Below are 18,730 nucleotides of genomic sequence, written 5' to 3' on the forward strand. Positions count from 1 at the left end.
GACCACGACACTGCCCCGTCCCCGGCGGCCGGGGTGATCCGCGCCCGCCGGGGTCACAGGTGAGCACGGTAACGTGCCCGGATATGAGCACCGATCTGTTGGGCAAGAGCGCGCTGGTCTCCGGAGCCAGCCGCGGTATCGGCTACGCGGTGGCCGCCGAGCTGCTGAGCCGGGGCGCGAATGTGCTGATCACCGCGCGCAAGGCCGAACCACTGGAGAAGGCGGCCGCCGAACTGCGGGCGCTGGGACACCAGGGCGAGGTCGTCGCCCTGGCCGGTAATTCCGGCGACGACGAGGCACGTGCCGCCGCGGTGCAGCGCGCGGTCACGGAGTTCGGGTCGCTGGACATCCTGATCAACAACACCGGGATCAACCCGGTGTACGGCGCGCTGATGGAAGCCGATCTGGACGCGGTGCGCAAGATCTTCGATGTGAACGTCGTGGCCGCGCTCGGCTACATCCAGCAGGCGTACAAGGCGTGGATGGGCGAGCACGGCGGCGCCGTGGTGAACGTGGCCAGCGTGGCCGGTATCCGCTCCACCGGCGTCATCGCGGCGTATGGCGCCTCCAAGGCCGCGCTGATCCGGCTCACCGAGGAGCTGGCCTGGCAGCTGGGCCCGAAGATCCGGGTCAACGCGGTGGCGCCCGGCGTGGTGAAGACCAGTTTCGCCGACGCGCTGTACTCGGCGGACGAGGAGGCTGCCGCGCAGGTGTACCCGATGAAGCGGCTCGGGTCGCCGGAGGACGTGGCGCGGCTGATCGCGTTCCTGGCCTCCGATCAGGCGGCGTGGATCACGGGCGAGACGGTGCGGGTCGACGGCGGGCTGCTGTCGACCGGCGGTATCTGAATCGATCGAGGAGGGCCGGGGCAGTGGACACTGCCCCGGCCCTCGCTGTTCTACCGGCCCCGGGCCGGCTCGTGTTCAGGAGCGATGGGGCAGATTCTGCAACCGGACCTGGCCGCGTGCGACCGGCCGCCCGTCCTCGTCGGTGACCACCACCTGCCACAGCTGCTGCAGACCGCCCCGGTGCAGCGGCGTGGCCTCGGCAGTCAGTTTCCCATCGCGCACCGCACGCAGGAAATCGGTGTTGTTGTTGACCCCGACCACCACGCCGCGCTCGCCGTACCAGGCGGCGCCGCCGGTGCTGGCCAGGGTTTCCACCACGGTGCACAGCACCCCGCCGTTCTGGATACCGGCCGGCTGATGCAGCTGCGGCGTGACAGTCCATTCACCGCGGACACGGTCGGGTCCGAGCTCGGTCACGCGCAGACCCATCAGATCCGCGAAAGTCCCCTTGCTGACCTCGTTGAGTTGTTCGGCGCTGAGATCGGCCATCGACATCGGGGGGCGGGTCTGCTGTTCGGTCATGGCTCCACGATCGCATGCAGGCCCGCGGCGGGGAGCACGGGCCGGTGGTCGAGCGGCGGAAAGTGAGCGGCGGACCCCACCTCGAAGGTGGAGTCCGCCGCAGGCATTGGATCGGGGGTCACCGCAGCCCTCGGGACTCTCGCGCGATCCGTACGCCGCCTCTGACTATAGGGCAGGCTTACCTAACTAGGCAACACGTTGGGCACGCCGGATCGCCATACCGCGCTCCTCCAGCGCCATCAGCAGCCCCTGCCCCCGGCGCGCACCCGCCACGGGATCGGTCCGGGCCAGGTCCGGAACGTAAGTGGTGGCCCCGGAAACGGATTCGGCCACCAGGGCCCAGAACCGGCGCGGGCCCAGTCCCGCACACCGCGCCAGCGCTCCCTGGATCAGCAGCAGCGAAGGTTCGCAGCGGTAGGCGAGCCACACCCACATCGCCCGCTCGCACGGCAGGGAGACCACGCCGGGCGAGCCCTCCAACGGGTCGCCGGCCACCACCCGGATGGTGGTGTCGACCAGGCCCGTCCAGTCGATACCGCCGTCGTTGTCGGTGTGGATCCACACATTCTCCAGCCCGGGGTCCCAGGCCCGGCCGTCGGCGACCCATAACGCGGCGACCCGGCCGAGCACGGCATGGATGAGTGCGGTGGCCACCACCTCCGAGGCGGCGGTCGCACTGATCATCTCCGCGGCGTGCCGTCGGTACATCAGGTCGATCCGGCCCTCACGCAGGCCCGTGGACAGCGCCCACCAGCGCCGTTTTCCTTGTTCGGCCATGGCCGCCGCGGCATAGACGCGGGGATGCTCCGGCTGCAGGGACCGTAACCGGGAACACGCCGACCCGAATGCCGCCTCGCACGGACGGGGGATGCGCACAGTGGCGAGTTCGGACATTCGAACCTCCTCGAGATCGGCGTCGCAGTTACGACCTGATCGAAAGATAGGTTAGCCTTACCAGACCTAGCAAGTATTTCTCTCCGGGAATGAAGTAACGGATCCGTGACACCCCCGGCCCGTCCGGCGTGTGCCGTGGCCGCTGGGGCGCGCTCGCCCCGCCCACCACGGGGCCGGCATTTCCGGTGTTCGACGGCCTATGACAATTCCCACGCGGTTACGACACCCTGTAGTACGGCACAGTGTCGTTGGCGTCGTAAAATCAAAAGATGGCTGGACTTGGTGAACTCGAGAAAGCGGTTATGGACCAACTGTGGTCGGCCGATGAACCACAAACGGTCCGGCAGGTGCACGAGGCCCTGTCGGCGCGCCGCGAACTCGCGTACACCACGGTGATGACCGTGCTGCAGCGTCTCGCGAAGAAGAATCTGGTGGTACAGCGGCGCGACGACCGCGCCCACCGGTACGCTCCGGTACACACCCGCGACGAGCTGGTGGCCGGTCTCATGATGGATGCGCTACAGCAGGCCGACGAGGCCGGTAGCCGGGCCGCGGCCCTGGTGCACTTCGTGGAGCAGGTCGGCAAGGACGAGGCCGCGGCCCTACGGGACGCACTCGCTAAGCTCGAAGCAACCGAGGACAGATAGCCGCGCCGCAACGACCTCGGACCCTGGCCCCACAACGCAGTGAGCAGAGTCGATGAACGCAGCAGCACCGGCCTTCGCCGTACTTGCCTTGCTTCTCGCCGGTCCCGTCCCGGAATCACTCAGCCGGGCGACCTGGACCTATCGTGTCCCGCGCGCCGCCCTGGTGCTCTGGCAGGCGATCGCGCTGGCCGCTGTACTCAGCGCGTTCAGTTCCGGGCTCGCCATCGCCGCCGAACTGCTGGTCCCCGGGCCGGACGGCCGCCCCACCACCAAGCCCACCGATGAGATCGATGCGCTGGGCCTGCCCCTGTGGCTGGCCTATGTGTCGGTGTTCATGCTCACGCTGCTGATCGGCGCCCGGCTCGTCTACGCCTCGATCCGGGTGGGGGTCCACACCCGGCGCCGCCGCGCCCACCACCGCATGCTGGTCGATCTGCTCGACCAGAGCGGCCCGTTCCGGCGTGCCGCCGATATCCGGGTCCTGTCGTCCACCGAACCGATCGCCTACTGCCTGCCGGGGCTGCGGCGGCGGGTGGTGGTCAGCGCGGGCACCCTCGACAACCTCACCGAACAGGAACTCACCGCCATCCTCAGCCATGAGCGGTCGCATCTGCGGGCCCGCCACGATCTGGTGCTGGAGGCGTTCACCGCCGCGCACGAGGCCTTCCCGCGGTTCGTCCGGAGTAAATCCGCACTGGATTCGGTGAAATTGCTCATCGAGTTGCTCGCCGATGATTCCGCGGTCAAGGTGACCGGTCCGAAACCACTGGCCCGGGCCCTGGTGGCGTGCTCGAAATCGACCGCGCCGCAGGGTGCGCTCGCGGTGGGTGGGCCGAGCACGCTGATCCGTATCCAGCGCCTGGCCGGCCCGCTGGGTGATCTCCGGATCGCCGGAGCCGCCTATCTCGCCTCGATCGCCATCCTGGTGGTGCCGACCCTGGCCGTCGCGATTCCCTGGCTGGTCGAACTGAGCCGGTTGTTCCGTGCCTGATCGCCTGTCCGCGGATACCGGAACCCCGGCCGATCCGCACGTGGGCGCCGCCCGCACTCCCCCGTCCTTCGCCGGACTGGGCCTGCCCGTACTCACGGTGCAGGCATTGCGCCGAGAGGGCCTGACCGATCCACTGCCCATCCAGGCGGCGGCCGTCCCCGACGCGCTGGCCGGTCGCGATGTGCTCGGCCGGGCGCCGACCGGGTCGGGCAAGACGCTGGCCTTCGGGCTGCCCATGCTCGCCCGCCTCGCCGGAGCCCCGGCCATCGCCCGCGCCCCACGCGGTCTGATCCTCGCTCCCACCCGGGAACTGGCTCTGCAGATCGAACAGGCGCTGGAACCGTACGCACTGGGTCTGCGGCTCGGCACCGCGGTGGGCGGGATCCCCGTGTCCCGGCAGGCGGAAAGGCTGCAGCGCGGGGTGGACCTGCTGATCGCCACCCCGGGCCGCCTGGCCGATCTGGTCGATCAGGGCGCGGCCGTACTCGACGCGGTCCGGGTCACCGCCGTCGACGAAGCCGACCATATGGCCGATTTCGGGTTCCTGCCGCAGGTACGGCGGCTGCTCGACCTGGTGCCCGGCGACGGCCAGCGACTGCTGTTCTCCGCAACCCTCGACGACGAATCCGTACGGGATCTGGTCCGCCGATACCTACGCGATCCCGTCACCCACACCGTGGCCCCGGAACCGGAGACCACCCCCGCGACCCATCACATCCTCTATGTCGAACCTGCGGACAAACCGGCCGTCCTCGCCGAGATCGCCGCCCGCGACGGCCGCACGCTGCTTTTCGCCCGCACCCAGTACGGGGCGGAGAAGCTCACCCGCCGACTGCGCGACCAGGGCATCCGGGTCGCGTCGCTGCACGGGGGCAAGGCCCAGAACCGTCGCATCCGCACTCTCTCGGCCTTCGCCGACGGAGGTATCTCCGCCCTCGTCGCCACCGATATCGCCGCGCGCGGGATCCATGTGGACGCGGTCTCACTGGTAGTTCACGCCGACCCGCCCGCCGACGCCAAGGACTACGTGCACCGAGCCGGCCGGACGGCCCGGGCGGGTGCGAGCGGCACGGTGATCACCGTGGTCACCCCGGACCAGCGGGCCGAGGTGACCGCGCTGACGCGGGCGGCGGAGGTTCCTGTGGTGGAACACACCGTACGACCGGGAGACCGGGAGGTCCGCCGGCTCACCGGCGCGCGTACCCCACCGGGCCCCGAAGCGGCGAAAACTTCCGAGATACCGCCCGCGGCCACGCGCGGCCACTTCCGCGGGCCGGAAGCCCGCGGCCGGGGCGGCGCCGGGAAACCGGCACCGGGCCGCCGGCCGCACCGCCCCCGCCGAGCCAAGTGAATCCGGCAGGTCCCCACGCCACGGAGCCGTCCCGATTACCATGGGCGCAGTGCAGTTTCTCCCCGGACAACACCCGCCGTACGACCTGACCTACAACGACGTCTTCCTGGTTCCGAACCGCACCGATATCGCGTCCCGGTTCGACGTCGATCTCGCGACGGCCGACGGCTCGGGCACCACCATCCCGCTGGTCGTCGCCAATATGACCGCGGTCGCGGGCCGCCGCATGGCCGAGACCGTGGCCCGGCGCGGCGGAATCGTGGTGCTTCCGCAGGATCTGCCCAACAGTGCCGTCGCCGAGACCATCGCCTTCGTCAAGAGTCGGTCGCTGATCGCCGACACCCCCGTCACGCTCACCGCCGACCACTCCGTCTCCGATGCGCTGGCGCTGATCCACAAGCGCGCGCACGGCGCGGTCGTGGTGGTCGACAACGGACGGCCGGTCGGGCTGGTCACCGAGGAAGCCTGTGCCGATGTCGATCGCTTCGCCCGGCTGCACGAGGTCGCCACCACCGATTTCGTCACCGTTCCGGCGACCGCCGAGGCGTCCTATATCTTCGACCGCCTCGAGGCAGCGCATTCCGGCCCGGCCGTACTCCTCGCCCCGGACGGCACCCTGGCCGGCGTGCTCACCCGCACCGGCGCGGTCCGGCACGGTATCTACACCCCGGCCGTCGACGACGAGGGCCGGTTGCGGATCGCGGCCGCCGTCGGGATCAACGGCGATGTGCCCGCCAAGGCCAAGGCGCTGGTCGACGCCGGTGCCGATGTCCTGGTGGTGGATACCGCGCACGGGCATCAGGTGAAGATGCTGGAAACCCTGAGCGCGATCCGGGACCTGGGCCTCGGTGTGCCGCTCGTCGCCGGGAACACGGTCTCCGCCGAGGGCACCCGGGATCTCGTCGCCGCCGGCGCCGATATCGTCAAGGTCGGTGTCGGGCCCGGCGCCATGTGCACCACCCGGATGATGACCGGAGTGGGCCGGCCGCAATTCTCCGCGGTCGCCGAATGCGCGGCGGCGGCCGCCGACCTGGGCGCCCACGTATGGGCCGACGGCGGGGTCCGCCATCCCCGCGATGTCGCCCTGGCCCTCGCCGCGGGCGCATCCAACGTCATGATCGGCTCCTGGTTCGCCGGAACCTACGAATCGCCCGGTGATCTGCGGGTCGATCGGGACGGCCGCGCGTACAAGGAAAGCTTCGGTATGGCCTCCAAACGCGCGGTCGCCGCGCGGACCGCCGCCGATCGCGGCTACGACCGCGCCCGAAAGGCGCTGTTCGAGGAGGGCATCTCCAGCTCCCGGATGCTGCTGGATCCCGAGCGTCCCGGCGTCGAGGACCTCATCGACCACATCTGCTCCGGGGTGCGCAGCGCCTGCACCTATGCCGGCGCCCGTGATCTCGCGGAATTCCGGGAGCGCGCGGTGGTCGGGGTGCAGTCGTCCGCCGGGTTCGCCGAAGGCCGTCCATTGCCGGGCGGGTGGTGACCCCGGCCACACCGCCGCGCGTCGCCGCCCACGCGACCGTGCGCCCGCGCGCACGGTCGCGGTAGCATGAGAACCGCCGACAGCCGTCGGCCGCGATCATCAGGACGAAAGGATCCAGTTGTCACCCGCGTCCGAGGGCGCCACTCAGGAGGGCTCATCTATCGAGCCGGGTGACAGACCCGGCGTCCTCCGCTGCACGACCCTCCCCGCTCCGGCCTTTTCCCCATCGCTGATATCGATGCCCGCCGGAGGGTGGTGAGATGGCCGTCGCACTCACCGTCCTCAGCCTCATCGGGTTCGTGGCGCTCACCGCCGGCACCGCGTTGTTCGTGGCCGCCGAATTCTCTCTCACCGCCCTGGAACGCAGTACCGTCGAAGCGCACGCGCGCGACGGCGATGTGCGGGCACGGGCGGTCCGGCAGGCGCACCGCACCCTCTCCTTCCAGCTTTCCGGCGCCCAGCTCGGCATCACCATCACCACCCTGATCACCGGTTATATCGCCGAACCCGTACTGGCGCGGTTGCTCGAACCGGTGTTCACCGTGCTCGGGGTCCCCGATTCCGCTTCCACCGGTATCGCCCTGGTCCTGGCGCTGATCCTGGCGACCTCGTTGTCGATGATCTACGGCGAACTGGTCCCCAAGAACATCGCCATCGCCGCGCCCATGGCCACCGCGCGGGCCACCGCCGGACCGATGGTGGCGTTCTCGGCGGTGTTCAAACCGATGATCCAGTTCCTCAACGGCACCGCCAACTGGGCGGTCCGCCGGTTCGGGGTGGAACCCGCGGAGGAATTGCGCTCGGCACGGTCGCCGCAGGAACTCGGTTCGCTGGTGCGCACCTCGGCCCAGCACGGCGCCCTCGATCAGCGCACCGCGCAACTGCTGGACCGCTCCCTGCAGTTCGGCGAGCGCAGCGCCGAGGAGCTGATGACCCCGCGCGTGAAGATCGAAGCCCTGGACCGCACCGACACCATCGGTGATCTACTCGCCGCGGCGGCACGCACCGGCTACTCGCGGTTCCCAGTGATCGACGGCGACCTGGACAACACCCTGGGTGTTGTGCACGTCAAACAGGCGTTCACCCATCCGGCGCGCACCCGGGCCGGGGTGGGCCTCGCGCAGATCGCGCAGCCGGTGCAGGTGCTTCCGGCCAGCCTCGACGGTGACGAGGTCCTGGAACGGGTCCGCGCCGACGGTATGCAGGTCGCACTGGTCGTCGACGAATACGGCGGCACCGCGGGCATGGTCACCATGGAGGACATCATCGAGGAGATCCTCGGCGATGTGCGCGACGAACACGACGAAGAGGAACGCGAGGTGCGCCGGGTCTCCGACGGCTGGGATTGTTCGGGCCTGCTGCGCATCGACGAGGTGACCCGGGCGACCGGGTACATCGCCCCCGAGGGCGAGTACGAAACCCTCGGCGGTCTGGTGCTCACCCGGCTGGGCCGGATCCCGGTGGCCGGCGATACCGTGGTGCTGCCGCAGCGCGGCCACGAACGCCGCCACGGCGACGGGCAGGGCGGCTGGCTGGCCCGGGTGGAGCGGATGGATGGCCGCCGGATCGACCGGATCCGGCTGGTCCCCGCCGACGCCGAGGCGATCGATCGGCGCGAACAGCAGCCCACCGGCCGGGAGGTTCGCCATGGGTGACCTTTTCGGAGTGGCCCTGACCGTGGTCCTGCTGGCGGGTAACGCCTTCTTCGTCGGCGCCGAGTTCGCGCTCATCTCCGCTCGCCGCGACCGGCTCGAGGCGCTGGCCGCGCAGGGTAAACGCAACGCCGACACCGTGATCCGGGCCGGGCAGAATCTGTCGATGATGCTGGCCGCCGCGCAGCTGGGCATCACGATCTGCTCGATCCTGCTGGGCCGGGTCGGCGAGCCGGCGGTGGCTCATCTGCTGGAGCGTCCGTTCGAACTGGCCGGGCTGCCCGAAGCGCTGCTGCATCCGGTGTCGTTCGTGCTGGCGCTGGCCATCGTGGTGATCCTGCACATTCTGCTGGGTGAGATGATCCCGAAGAACATCGCGCTCGCCGGCCCCGAACGCAGTGCGCTGCTACTGGTGCCGCTGCACCTGGCGTGGTTGCGGATCGCCCGGCCGCTCATCGCGGTCTACAACTTCGCGGCCAACCTGTCGCTGCGGATGCTGCGTATCGAACCCAAGGACGAACTCGAGGCCACGGTCTCGAGCGACGAACTGGCCGAGATGATCGGTGAATCCCGGTCCGAGGGCCTGCTGGACGAGGAGGAACACCGCCGCCTCACCCAGGCGTTGGGCACCGGGGATCGGTTCGTCGCCGAGGTCATGGTGCCGCTGACGCAGGTGCGCACGATTCCGCTGCGTGCCCGCGGCACCACCCTCGGCGATATCGAGAACGCGGTCGCCGAAACCGGTTTCTCCCGGTACCCGGTCCGCGCCTCCGACGGTTCCCTGGTCGGATACCTGCACGTCAAGGACGTGCTGGACAAGGTCTCCGACGAAACCGCGGGCCCCGGCACGGAGATCCCGCGCACCGATATCCGGCCACTGCCCACCGTGCTGATGGGCACCACCCTCTACGAGGCGCTGGCCCGGCTGCGCCGCACCAGCAGCCATCTGGGCCGGGTGGTGGACGCGCGGGGCAATACGGTCGGCATCGTCGCGCTCGAGGATCTCGTCGAGGAGTTCGTCGGTACCGTCCGCGACACCACGCACCGGGTCGCCGAATGACGGCTGCGGCCGTCGGATCGGTGCTCGGCGCGGCGGAGTGGCGGATGCGCGCCGCGGCGCACCGCGATCGCCTCGACGCCCTGGCCGGCCCGTACCTGCGGGCGCGGGCCGCCGGGGCGAAACATCCGGTGCTCGATTTCCTGTTCACCTACTACGGCCACAAACCTGCCCGGCTGCGCCGCTGGCATCCCGGTTTCGGGGTGGCGCTGGCCGGGGCCGCCGAGTACGCCGGCCTGCGCGGATATCAGCGGATCGACGAGCCCGGCGTGGACACCGAGCCGGTGGTGACCGTCGATCCGGAATTTCTGCGGTCCCGCGCCGGCACCCTCGCCTATATCGCGGATCTGCTGCGCGCGACCGCGTCCCGGCCCGCTCAGCTGTCCTGTTTCGGCCTGCACGAATGGGCGATGGTGTACCGCACCGGGGAGGTCCGCCACGATTCGGTACCGCTGCGGCTCGGCGCGGCCGGTACCGACGCGGTGGTGGAATCGATGCCGGTGCGCTGCACCCATTTCGACGCGTTCCGGTTCTTCACCCCGGCCGCGATCCCTCGCAACAACCGGCAGCTGACCCGCGATGATCAGATCCACGCCGAACAGCCGGGTTGTCTCCACGCCAATATGGATTTGTACAAGTGGGGTTTCAAGGCGACTCCGCTCCTTGCCTCGGATCTGCTCCTCGACTGTTTCGCGCTGGCGCTGGACGCCCGGACTCTCGATATGCAAGCGAGCCCGTACGACCTTCGCGAACACGGATACGAGCCGGTACGGATCGAAACCCCCGCCGGGCGGGCCGAATATGTGCGCCGCCAAGCCGAGATCGCGAACCGGGCGGCCCTACTGCGGAAGCGGTTGCTCACAAGACTGGATTCCCTGCTGGAACGAGCCTCCGAGTAGCGGGTCTGTCCGACCCGTCCATCACCGCCACCGCGCCGATGGACGGGTCGGTCGGCAGCGGTCCGATCAGCACGGCCGGACGCTGCCGCCCCGATCCGCGTCCTGCTCTTCGGCCGGACCCACCCCGCGTAGGGTCCCACCCGGAGCCGGCCGGATCTGTGCCGCGATCAGCTGATCTGTTCGGGTTTCCGGGTCAGCACCCGGAACACCACTCCACCGCGACCGGTGCGGGCGAAATGTTCGAGGGTGAACCCGGCGGCGGTGAGGTAGCCGACCGGCTCCCGGGTGAGATGGTCCGCCGCGAACCGTACTGCCAGCGGCTCGGCCAGGCGCATCAGCGCCGCGACCGGTCGCGCGCGGGCCGGGCCGTGCTCGACTGCCACGAACACCCCACCCGGGCGCAGCACCCGCCACGCGGCCGCCGCGGCCGCGCCCGGGTCGGGAATCGTGCAGAAGGTGTAGGTGGAGACCACGGTATCCACCGAGCCGGCAGGCAGATCCAGCTGTTGGACGTCCCCGTGCCGCAACTCCACCGGCACCGATGCCGAACGGGCGCGCGCGAGGTCGAGCATCCGCTCGGACAGGTCCACCCCGATCACCCGCTCGACCGCGGCGCCGTAGAGCGGCAGATTCAACCCACTGCCCACTCCGATCTCCACCACCGTCCCGCGGGCCCGCTCGATCGCCCAGCGGCGCGCATCGCCGAGCAGTACGCGTTCGGACCATCCGATCTGGCGGTCGTATCCGTCGGCGATACGGTCGAAGATCTGTTCCACACGGTCCAGTTCACCGTGGGCTGTGTTGCCGGACATGCACTCAGGAAACCAGCTCGGCCGCGCCGGCACATCAGGGAAACCCCCGAATCGGCGCCTGTATCCCATATCGAGACGATCGGGGTTACGCCCGCCCGATCACCCCGGCTTCCCGCAAGACCCGAGCCACCCGAAACCGAAAGGGAATAGAGGATTCGGCAGTCGTCCCGGGAAACCGCTGTGATACGGGGCTGTTCGGCCGGTGACGTTGTGGACCGAATCCAGGCAGTGAGGCCCCTTCACCGTGCTGCCGGGATGCCCGGCCCCTCCGGGCGGAGCAGCGGGCTCGGTAACCGGCGGTGCCCACGGGGTCTCCCGCTAGGATTACCTGTGCGGGGCTTCCAGGAAGGACTGTCGTGCAACGTTCTCTCGCCGCCGGCGTCGACTCCAACCGGCTCGCCATCGCACTGATGGGAGTGGTAGCGATCCTGTTCGCCGCGGTTCCGATTGGCTACAACGCGCTGTTCCTGGTGAATTCACAGATCGCGACGGGCACCGCGGTCGAGTTCGGTCACGAGCTCACCGACAACACCAAGGGCAGCCGTCCGGCGGGCACCTCCACCGTCATCGAGTTCACCACCGCCGCCGGAGAGACAGTCCGATTCGACGGCGGCCCGGCGGCCTCCTCGCTCTATACCGATCTCGGTGACCGTGTTCCGGTCCGCTACGACCCCGGCGATCCGGACCACGCGATGGTCGACGAAGCGTTCCTCTTCGTCCGACTCACCTACCTGCCGCTGATCTTCGCCGCCCTCGGCGCCGCCGCGCTCGGGACGGTCGCGTGGATGATGCTGCTGCGATCCCGGATCCGACAGCCGGCCATTCGATAGGCCCGACGGGATTCGGTCACCGCCCGCCCATGTCGCCGCAGAGCGTCCGCGGCGCACGCGAATCCCTCGCAGCTCCGCCCCTGCGCGCGGTGGTTTCAGCGTCCACCACGACCGCGAGCAGCCCCGAGGCGAGCGGACCCGGTGCCGAAGGGCACCGGGCAGCCCGGCGTTCCACTACAGACGAGCAGGTCGTCGCATCCGGCGTCCTGCGCGGCCCGCAGGGTATCGCGCACCGCGGACAGCTCGGCGAGCTCCGCATCGACCTCCGCGAGCTTCACCGCAACCCGCGCCCGCAGCCCGCCGTCGCGCCGCCGGGACCGCCGGGTGGTGGTCAGCAGGCCGGCGATCTCGTCGAGTGTGAACCCCAGCCGCTGGGCGGCTTTGATCATCCGCAGCACCGTCACCGCCTGTTCCGGATACAACCGGTGGCCACCCGGGCTCCGCGCCGGCCGGGCCAGCAGTCCCCGGCGCTCGTAGTAACGCAACGTCTGCGTGTTCACACCGGCCGCCGCAGCCAGTTCGCTCGTGCGCAACCCGGTCACCGCCGGCCACCGAGCGCGGTGTCCACCCGCGCGGCGAACGCGTCGAGCACATCGACGTACGCGCCGGAAACCCCGACCTCCATGAGCACACCGGAGCCGGTGCGGGCGAAGCCGAAGCGGAAGAACGCACAGCAGCTCGACTCCCGCCCTGCCAGGTCTCGCGCCACCGGCTCCGCGGCCGGATCGATCACCAGTTCCAACCGCGCCGGATCCGGCCGGTGGGTGCAGCGCACGGATTCGGCGAAGAACCGATCGAACTCCGCGATCCGGATCGGCTGCTCCACCGTGGGCAGGGTGCACACCTGCGGCACCCATCCCTCACCACCAGGAGAAACGTTCATGACACCACGGTAAGCCTGTACCCCGGTACAGGAGGCAACCCCGAATCCGGGTACCGGATGCGTGCGGCGCGCAGCACGCGGCACGGTCTTCTGTAGCCGCTACCCAGAAGGCGAGGTCGCAGGCCTCGGTGGTTCGAGGTTTTCTCGCGGTCCGTGCGCTGTTCGTGCCGCGGCTGCTGGGGACATCGACGGCGCCGACAGCGTTGGATCAGGTGCATCCCGGGGCCGAGCAGGTGTGGCGGTATTTGCCGTGCGACCGGGGCCCGAGGACGGCCTACGCCATGCCCTGAAGTCTCAGGCGCAGACGCGGTTCAGTTCGTCCGTGGCGGGGCCCAGGTCGGAGACGGTCTCATCGATCAAGGCATCGGCATAGCCGGTGATAGCTTCCCTCTCTTCTCCGACAGCCAGGGCTGCCACGCCCGACAGCCTGTCCGACAAGGCTCGCGTGGTGGCGTCATCCATCGTGCCGCCGCTGAGGTCGATCGCGGCGTTGATCAGATCGATGGCTTTTGCACAGCTGGGTGAACTCGCATGCGCGGGCGCTGCGGGCAGGAGCTGCAGGGCGGTAACCGTTGTGGCAGTCAGCAGAGCAGCGCTTCTCGGCCAGGGCAGGCAGCCGTTTCGAATCATTGCCGATGCGTGCCGGGGTCGGGCCTGTGTCGCAGGTCCCGGGGTCGGTGCGGTGGTGATCTCCGCCGGAGGCAGCCCGGGTGCCTCGGATCGGCGGACCAGCCGAACTCGAGCGATATCGGCCGCGCCGGAGCGGCGATCCTCACCGGCGACCTGTTCGCCGGAACCTGAATGTCGTTTCAGTGATGCGTGATTCGCTGTGGAAAGCTACGTTCATCGGCGACGAGTTGCTGTGCGTGTGTGAGGGTGAGCAGAGGTGAGTGTGGCCAGGATCAGGGTGCGTGACCGGTTGCGATTCTGGTTCGACCGGACGATGGATCGCGGGACTCCGGCGTTGATCGGTTGGCTCGGTCTGGCGTCGGCGGTGCTGATCGCGGTGACCACGGCCCTGGCCGCGCTGCTGGCACCGGCCGATGTGGCGGGAGTCAAGGGCGGCTGGGTCGGTGTGGCGTGGATGAGTTTGCTGCGCACGCTCGATCCCGGGACCATGGGCAGCGACGACGCGACGGTGTTCAGCGTGCCGTTTCTGGTGCTGATGCTGGTGGTGACGCTCGGCGGGATCTTCATCGTCAGCTCGTTGATCGGTGTGCTCGTGACCGGGATGGAACATCGGATCGCGGAACTGCGCAAAGGCCGGGCCCCGCTGATCGAGGCCGGACACACGGTCGTGCTGGGCTGGTCGGATCAGGTGTTCACCGTGGTGGCCGAGCTGGCCGCCGCGAACCAGAGAACTCGCCGCTCGAGCGTGGTGGTCCTGGCCGATCGGGACAAGGTCGATATGGAGGACCAGATCCGCGCCCGGGTCGGCAACACCGGCCGAACGCGGGTGACCTGCCGGTCGGGCAGCCCCCTCGAGCGCAGCGATCTGGAGCTGGTCAGCCTCGACACCGCCAAGTCGATCATCGTGCTGCCGCGGCCCGGTGACGATGCCGATATCGACGTGATCAAAGCCCTACTACTGCTGAACAACCGGTCGTGGCCGGCCCGGCGACCGCATATCGTCACCGCGGTGCGTCAGTCGGAGGACGTGGCCGCGGCCCGGCTGGCCACCGACCCGGACACATTGGTGATCGATGCCGAGGACATCACGGTGCGGATCGTGGTTCAGTCGCATCGCCAGTCGGGCCTGTCCACGGTGTGCACGGACCTGCTCGACTTCGCCGGCAACGGACTCTACCTGCGGGCAGAGCCCGCCCTGGCCGGCCGGACCTATGGTGAGGCGCTGAGTGCCTACAACACGAGCTGCCCGGTAGGACTGCGCCGCAGTGGCGGGACGGTGGCGGTGAACCCGCCCATGGACACGGTCATCGCCGAGGACGACCAGATCATCGTGATCGCCGAGGACGATCTTCTGGTGGAATTGGCGCCCGAGGCGGTGCCCGTGGTCACCGAGGCCCTGGTGCAGGTCCCGGAGGACGCCGCCGACCCGGTGCCCGACCGGACCCTGCTGATCGGGTGGAACTCGCGCGGCCCCCGCATTCTCGGCCTGCTCGACGAGTACGTCGCCCCCGGCTCGGTGCTCGACATCGCGGCCCCACATCCGCCACCCGAGGAGGTCACCGACAGTCCGCGGATCAACTTGACTGTCGGCTACCGGCCCTGCGAGCCGACCAGCCGACGCTCGCTGGAAGCGCTGAGTCCGGGCAGCTACCAACACGTCGTCGTGCTCACCGACGACACACTCGACGAACACCACGCCGACGACCGCACCCTGGTGACCCTGTTGCACCTGCGTGACATCGAAGTCCGGCTCGGCGACCCGTACTCGATCGTCACCGAGATGAACGACGATGCCAACCGGGAGATCGCGCAAGTCACCAAGGCCGACGACTTCATCGTCAGCAGTAAGCTGATCAGCCTGCTGCTGACCCAGCTCGCCGAGAACCGCCACCTGCATGCCGTATTCACCGACCTGTTCGATCCCAGCGGATCCGAGATCTACCTCAAACCCGCCCCGGATTACGTCACCCCCGGCATGGAGATCAACTTCGCCACCATCGTCCATGCGGCGCGGTTGCGCGGCGAGGCGGCAATCGGCTACCGGCTCCACCGCCACGCGGGCCGGCCGCCCGCCTACGGTGTCACCCTCAACCCGCCCAAGGACGCCCCGATCACCCTGTCCGCGCTGGACAGCGTGATCGTGGTCGCCGAAGACTGACCTCTGGCACACCGGAACGCGGCGCCCGCACAGTGACGCGGGCGCGCATGAATTGTCCTACCCCTCGGCCCTTTCAGTCGATAGCAGCGAGTCCGGCACGGGCCGGGGTGCGCGCCACATGGGCCACAGGGCCGGTCCGCCGCCCGGAACAGTGATGGTCCCGGTCACTTCGAAGCCGAATCGTTCGTAGTAGGCGATATTCGCCTGTTTGCTGGATTCCAGGTAGGCCGGGATGCCCTCGCGGTCGCACTGTTCCAGCCGGGACTCCAGCAGTGCCTGCCCGAAACCGTGGCCGCGCCGCTCGGGATCGGTGCCGATGGTCGCGAGATACCAGTGCGGTTCGTCCGGATGCACCTCGGTCATGAGGTCCACCAGTTCTTTCCCCACGCGCAGCCGCCCGCCGAAGGCCCGGGCGAGCCGAGGGAACATGCGGAGTTCACGCCAGGAGGACGGTTTCCACCTCCCGGGCGCATCCCACAGCGCGGCCCCGCTGATCGCACCGGAGGGTGCCGACGCGATATCGACCGCACCGGTGGTGATGTGCTGATGCCGGGTCTGGGCGGCGAACAGGCGGGGCAGCCCGAGTGCCCGCCGGCGCGGATCCGGCCACAGCCATTCCATCACCGGATCGTCGTGGAAGGCGGCGGCCAGCGTGCGTGCCAGCGCGCCGATCTCGTCACGGCGCGCGGGGCGAACCTCGGGCGGGGTCGACATGACTGCGTCCTCACTCTCGTGGCAGAGTTACCGGAACCGAACGATAGTTCGCGACTCCGACAGCCTCGGGGCCGGCCATCGCCGCTCCCGGTCGAACCGAGGTGCCCACGGCAACCGTGCAGCCCGATCGGCACCGGCACCGGCGCACGCACCAGCGACAACTGGACCGGCACCGCGCCCTCGGCCATCTCTCCCACTCGAATCGGAGCGCGTCGGCCGGCCAGCGGTGGCCGCGGGGATAGAGCTGCGTCGGTGTGCTGAGCGCGGCGAACCCGGTGATCACCCGCCGGACCGCGTAGGCGTGCGCGAATCCTGGTACGACGGCGCCGGTCCAACGCCCGGCCAGCGCTCGGCGGGTGCAGCGGAAAAGCCCGTGCTTGTCTGTCCGTATGCCTCTTAAGATGCGGTCTTGTGCTTTCCCGACCTTCGTTCATCAGTGATGAGGCGATCGCGCAGGCGGTCGCTACGCACTGGTTGCCCGAGATCACCGATATCAACTACCTGCCGTGGGGTTTCGGCGCGCACCATTGGCGGGTGGCCGGTGGGGGCACCACCGTATTCGTGACGTTGGATCAGTTGGAGCCCCGGCACACCGCGAAGTCGCTGGAGTCCGCCTACGCCGGAGCTGCTGCCCTGGCCGCCGCCGGGTTGAACGTGGTGTGTGCGCCGCTACCGGCCCGGTCCGGACAGTTCAGCGTCGATGTCGGGTCCGGTGCGCTCAGCGTGACGCCGTGGCTGCGGGGCCGCAGCCCGACCGAGGAGCAGGCCCGCGAGCCCCGGCATATCCGCGAAATCGTTCGCGCGTTGGATGCGCTGCATCGTGCTGCTCCACCTGATGATCTGCGGTCATGGACCCCGCAGGTCGACCCTGGGTTCGCCGATGAGTTGCGAGCGCGCACCGCCGAGCCCTGGACAAGTGGCCCGCTGGCGGAGAAGGCACGGCAGGCCCTTGCCGCGCACATCGGTCTGATCCAACGCTGGACCGATCGCTACCTGGCACTGGCGGAGACAGCATTCTCCCGACGGGACTCCTGGGTGCCGACACACGGCGAACCGCACAACGACAACCAGGTCGTGACCGCCGACGGGGTGCGGCTGGTCGATTGGGAGTCGCTGGCTCTCGCACCGCCCGAACGGGACTACGCCGACCTACTCGCCGTGGCGCCCGACCTGTTGTTTCCCGACCCCGGCATGGTAGAGCTGTTCGCGCTGGACTGGCGGCTCTCCGAGATCGCCGAGTACGCACGCTGGTTCGCCGCCGCGCACATCGGCACCGAAGACGACCACACTGCGTTGGCAGGGTTGTACGAGGAATTGGCCGGAGACGCGGAATAAGCCCGGGACGTTCCGCCGAGCGCAGGCACACCCGAATCCAGAGGTCCACCTCCCATCAGGCACTACCTGCACAGCCGCCCGAATTCCGGTCGACACTACGGCGACCCGATTCAGCGGTAGGCCAGCAAACCGTCCGTCAATTCCTCTGCGTCACCGTCGCGGTAGGCGGCGAGGGCCTGCTGCAGGGCGAAGGTTCCGGCGATCGCGGCGATGCGGGCGGTCGTTTCTCCATCCATCCAGCCACCGAGTGTGCGCACGCGCCGCAACAGGGGAACGCCGTAGCCGGCACCGATGGCCGCAAGATCCTCGGCGGGGTCACCGAGACCGACCTCGTCCCAATCGACCACCCCGCTCAGGCGCGGCAGCCCGTCGATGCTCTCCCACAGCACATTCTCGGGTCCGAGGTCCCCATGCACCACCGCCGCCGCGAGGTCTGGAAGACCTTCGACGGCGACGAGTTCCTGTTCGGCCCGCCGACGCCCACCGGCGGACATCAGCCCGAACAGCTCGGCGCGGACATCGCCCGCGAACCGCTGCCACCGGTCTTCCGGAGCCGGCAGGGCCGCGCGCACTCTTTCGTCGGCACCGGCTCTGGCCAGCCCGGCCAGCAGACCAACGTACTGGCCTGCGACCACCTCTGCCACCAGCGGATCATCGAGTACCTCAGCGGTCAACGAAGCTCCGGGAACACGGCTCAACACCAGGAACGGCTGCTCATCGATGCCGTCCGCGCCACCTTCCTCCAGCGGAACCGGCACACGGAAACCCAGCTCGAAGTCGGCGAGAACACGCAGAACAGCCGCTCGCCGCGGCAGCCGGGCCGCTGCGGCATCGGTGCGAGGCAGGCATACGACCCGATCCGGGCCGACCACCACCAGATGGAACTGCCCCTCATACACAGCGAAATCCCCCGGTTCGGCATCCGGCAGCAATCGGCTCAACAGAACGCGATGCCGTCCAACCGCCAACTCCACGACACAACCTGCTCTCGCCACCGTTTTTGTTCATCTCCGCACGTTGA

19 protein-coding genes are annotated in these 18,730 nt (G+C 69.3%); 11 read left to right on the plus strand and 8 right to left on the minus strand.

The genetic code is table 11. From position 1 onward, the window contains the following. Positions 1-83 precede the first annotated feature (83 nt). Positions 84-848, plus strand: a complete 765-nt coding sequence (locus IG75_RS0107945) for an SDR family oxidoreductase (protein ID WP_030520516.1) — start codon at positions 84-86, stop codon at positions 846-848. A gap of 75 nt (positions 849-923) precedes the next feature. Here the strand turns inward: IG75_RS0107945 and IG75_RS0107950 are convergent, their stop codons facing one another. After that, positions 924-1,337, minus strand: coding sequence for a PaaI family thioesterase (locus tag IG75_RS0107950; RefSeq protein WP_030520517.1), 414 nt, complete (start codon positions 1,335-1,337; stop codon positions 924-926). Between the two features lie 219 nt (positions 1,338-1,556). After that, positions 1,557-2,264 (minus strand): hypothetical protein, encoded by a 708-nt coding sequence (locus IG75_RS0107960; protein ID WP_030520518.1) that lies wholly within the window; start codon positions 2,262-2,264, stop codon positions 1,557-1,559. Positions 2,265-2,533: 269 nt separating this feature from the next. On the opposite strand from IG75_RS0107960, the gene IG75_RS0107965 reads away from it, so the two are divergent. The 7 genes from IG75_RS0107965 (at position 2,534) to IG75_RS0107995 (ending at position 10,347) form a co-directional block, all read left to right on the plus strand. Next, positions 2,534-2,911: a BlaI/MecI/CopY family transcriptional regulator gene (locus tag IG75_RS0107965; RefSeq protein ID WP_030520519.1), complete on the plus strand. Its 378-nt coding sequence runs from the start codon at positions 2,534-2,536 to the stop codon at positions 2,909-2,911. Positions 2,912-2,963: 52 nt separating this feature from the next. Beyond that, a complete protein-coding gene (locus tag IG75_RS0107970; protein WP_030520520.1) occupies positions 2,964-3,902 on the plus strand; it encodes a M56 family metallopeptidase in 939 nt (312 codons plus the stop codon). Next, the gene (locus IG75_RS0107975) at positions 3,895-5,253 is read left to right on the plus strand and encodes a DEAD/DEAH box helicase (RefSeq protein WP_245713051.1); all 1,359 of its coding nucleotides are present in this window, start codon (positions 3,895-3,897) and stop codon (positions 5,251-5,253) included. The genes IG75_RS0107970 and IG75_RS0107975 overlap by 8 nt, the downstream gene beginning before the upstream one ends. Before the next feature lie 49 nt (positions 5,254-5,302). Next, complete coding sequence (locus IG75_RS0107980) at positions 5,303-6,739, plus strand: GuaB1 family IMP dehydrogenase-related protein (protein ID WP_030520522.1); 1,437 nt, start codon at positions 5,303-5,305, stop codon at positions 6,737-6,739. 260 nt (positions 6,740-6,999) lie between these two features. Further along, on the plus strand, positions 7,000-8,394 hold the full coding sequence (locus tag IG75_RS0107985) for a hemolysin family protein (protein WP_030520523.1): 1,395 nt from the start codon (positions 7,000-7,002) through the stop codon (positions 8,392-8,394). Then, positions 8,387-9,451: a hemolysin family protein gene (locus tag IG75_RS0107990; protein ID WP_030520524.1), complete on the plus strand. Its 1,065-nt coding sequence runs from the start codon at positions 8,387-8,389 to the stop codon at positions 9,449-9,451. Before IG75_RS0107985 ends, IG75_RS0107990 begins: the two co-directional genes overlap by 8 nt. Then, positions 9,448-10,347 (plus strand): hypothetical protein, encoded by a 900-nt coding sequence (locus tag IG75_RS0107995; protein WP_030520525.1) that lies wholly within the window; start codon positions 9,448-9,450, stop codon positions 10,345-10,347. The genes IG75_RS0107990 and IG75_RS0107995 overlap by 4 nt, the downstream gene beginning before the upstream one ends. A 167-nt stretch (positions 10,348-10,514) precedes the next feature. Here IG75_RS0107995 and IG75_RS0108000 read toward each other — a convergent pair whose 3' ends face one another. Beyond that, positions 10,515-11,159: a class I SAM-dependent methyltransferase gene (locus IG75_RS0108000; RefSeq protein ID WP_030520526.1), complete on the minus strand. Its 645-nt coding sequence runs from the start codon at positions 11,157-11,159 to the stop codon at positions 10,515-10,517. A gap of 356 nt (positions 11,160-11,515) precedes the next feature. Between IG75_RS0108000 and IG75_RS0108005 the strand changes: the two genes are divergently transcribed. Further along, positions 11,516-11,989: a DUF3592 domain-containing protein gene (locus IG75_RS0108005; protein ID WP_030520527.1), complete on the plus strand. Its 474-nt coding sequence runs from the start codon at positions 11,516-11,518 to the stop codon at positions 11,987-11,989. A gap of 95 nt (positions 11,990-12,084) precedes the next feature. Here IG75_RS0108005 and IG75_RS39805 read toward each other — a convergent pair whose 3' ends face one another. The 3 genes from IG75_RS39805 to IG75_RS0108020 form a co-directional block, all read right to left on the minus strand. Continuing rightward, positions 12,085-12,531 (minus strand): MerR family transcriptional regulator, encoded by a 447-nt coding sequence (locus IG75_RS39805; protein WP_030520528.1) that lies wholly within the window; start codon positions 12,529-12,531, stop codon positions 12,085-12,087. Continuing rightward, a complete protein-coding gene (locus tag IG75_RS39810) occupies positions 12,528-12,872 on the minus strand; it encodes a hypothetical protein (RefSeq protein WP_030520529.1) in 345 nt (114 codons plus the stop codon). Before IG75_RS39810 ends, IG75_RS39805 begins: the two co-directional genes overlap by 4 nt. A 294-nt stretch (positions 12,873-13,166) precedes the next feature. Continuing rightward, positions 13,167-13,502 (minus strand): hypothetical protein, encoded by a 336-nt coding sequence (locus IG75_RS0108020; protein ID WP_030520530.1) that lies wholly within the window; start codon positions 13,500-13,502, stop codon positions 13,167-13,169. A gap of 256 nt (positions 13,503-13,758) precedes the next feature. On the opposite strand from IG75_RS0108020, the gene IG75_RS0108025 reads away from it, so the two are divergent. Continuing rightward, a complete protein-coding gene (locus tag IG75_RS0108025) occupies positions 13,759-15,660 on the plus strand; it encodes a CASTOR/POLLUX-related putative ion channel (protein WP_210436764.1) in 1,902 nt (633 codons plus the stop codon). 57 nt (positions 15,661-15,717) lie between these two features. On the opposite strand, the gene IG75_RS0108030 is transcribed toward IG75_RS0108025, so the two are convergent. After that, on the minus strand, positions 15,718-16,374 hold the full coding sequence (locus tag IG75_RS0108030) for a GNAT family N-acetyltransferase (protein ID WP_051714326.1): 657 nt from the start codon (positions 16,372-16,374) through the stop codon (positions 15,718-15,720). Positions 16,375-16,785: 411 nt separating this feature from the next. Between IG75_RS0108030 and IG75_RS0108035 the strand changes: the two genes are divergently transcribed. Continuing rightward, positions 16,786-17,709 carry a phosphotransferase gene (locus IG75_RS0108035; RefSeq protein ID WP_030520533.1) on the plus strand — a complete coding sequence of 308 codons (924 nt, stop codon included), beginning with the start codon at positions 16,786-16,788 and terminating at the stop codon, positions 17,707-17,709. A 110-nt stretch (positions 17,710-17,819) separates the two neighbouring features. Here IG75_RS0108035 and IG75_RS0108040 read toward each other — a convergent pair whose 3' ends face one another. Next, positions 17,820-18,677 (minus strand): phosphotransferase family protein, encoded by an 858-nt coding sequence (locus IG75_RS0108040; RefSeq protein WP_030520534.1) that lies wholly within the window; start codon positions 18,675-18,677, stop codon positions 17,820-17,822. Between the last annotated feature and the right edge of the window lie 53 nt (positions 18,678-18,730).

It is taken from the genome of Nocardia rhamnosiphila NBRC 108938, assembly GCF_000720425.1.
GTDB classification, from domain to species: Bacteria; Actinomycetota; Actinomycetes; order Mycobacteriales; family Mycobacteriaceae; genus Nocardia; species Nocardia rhamnosiphila.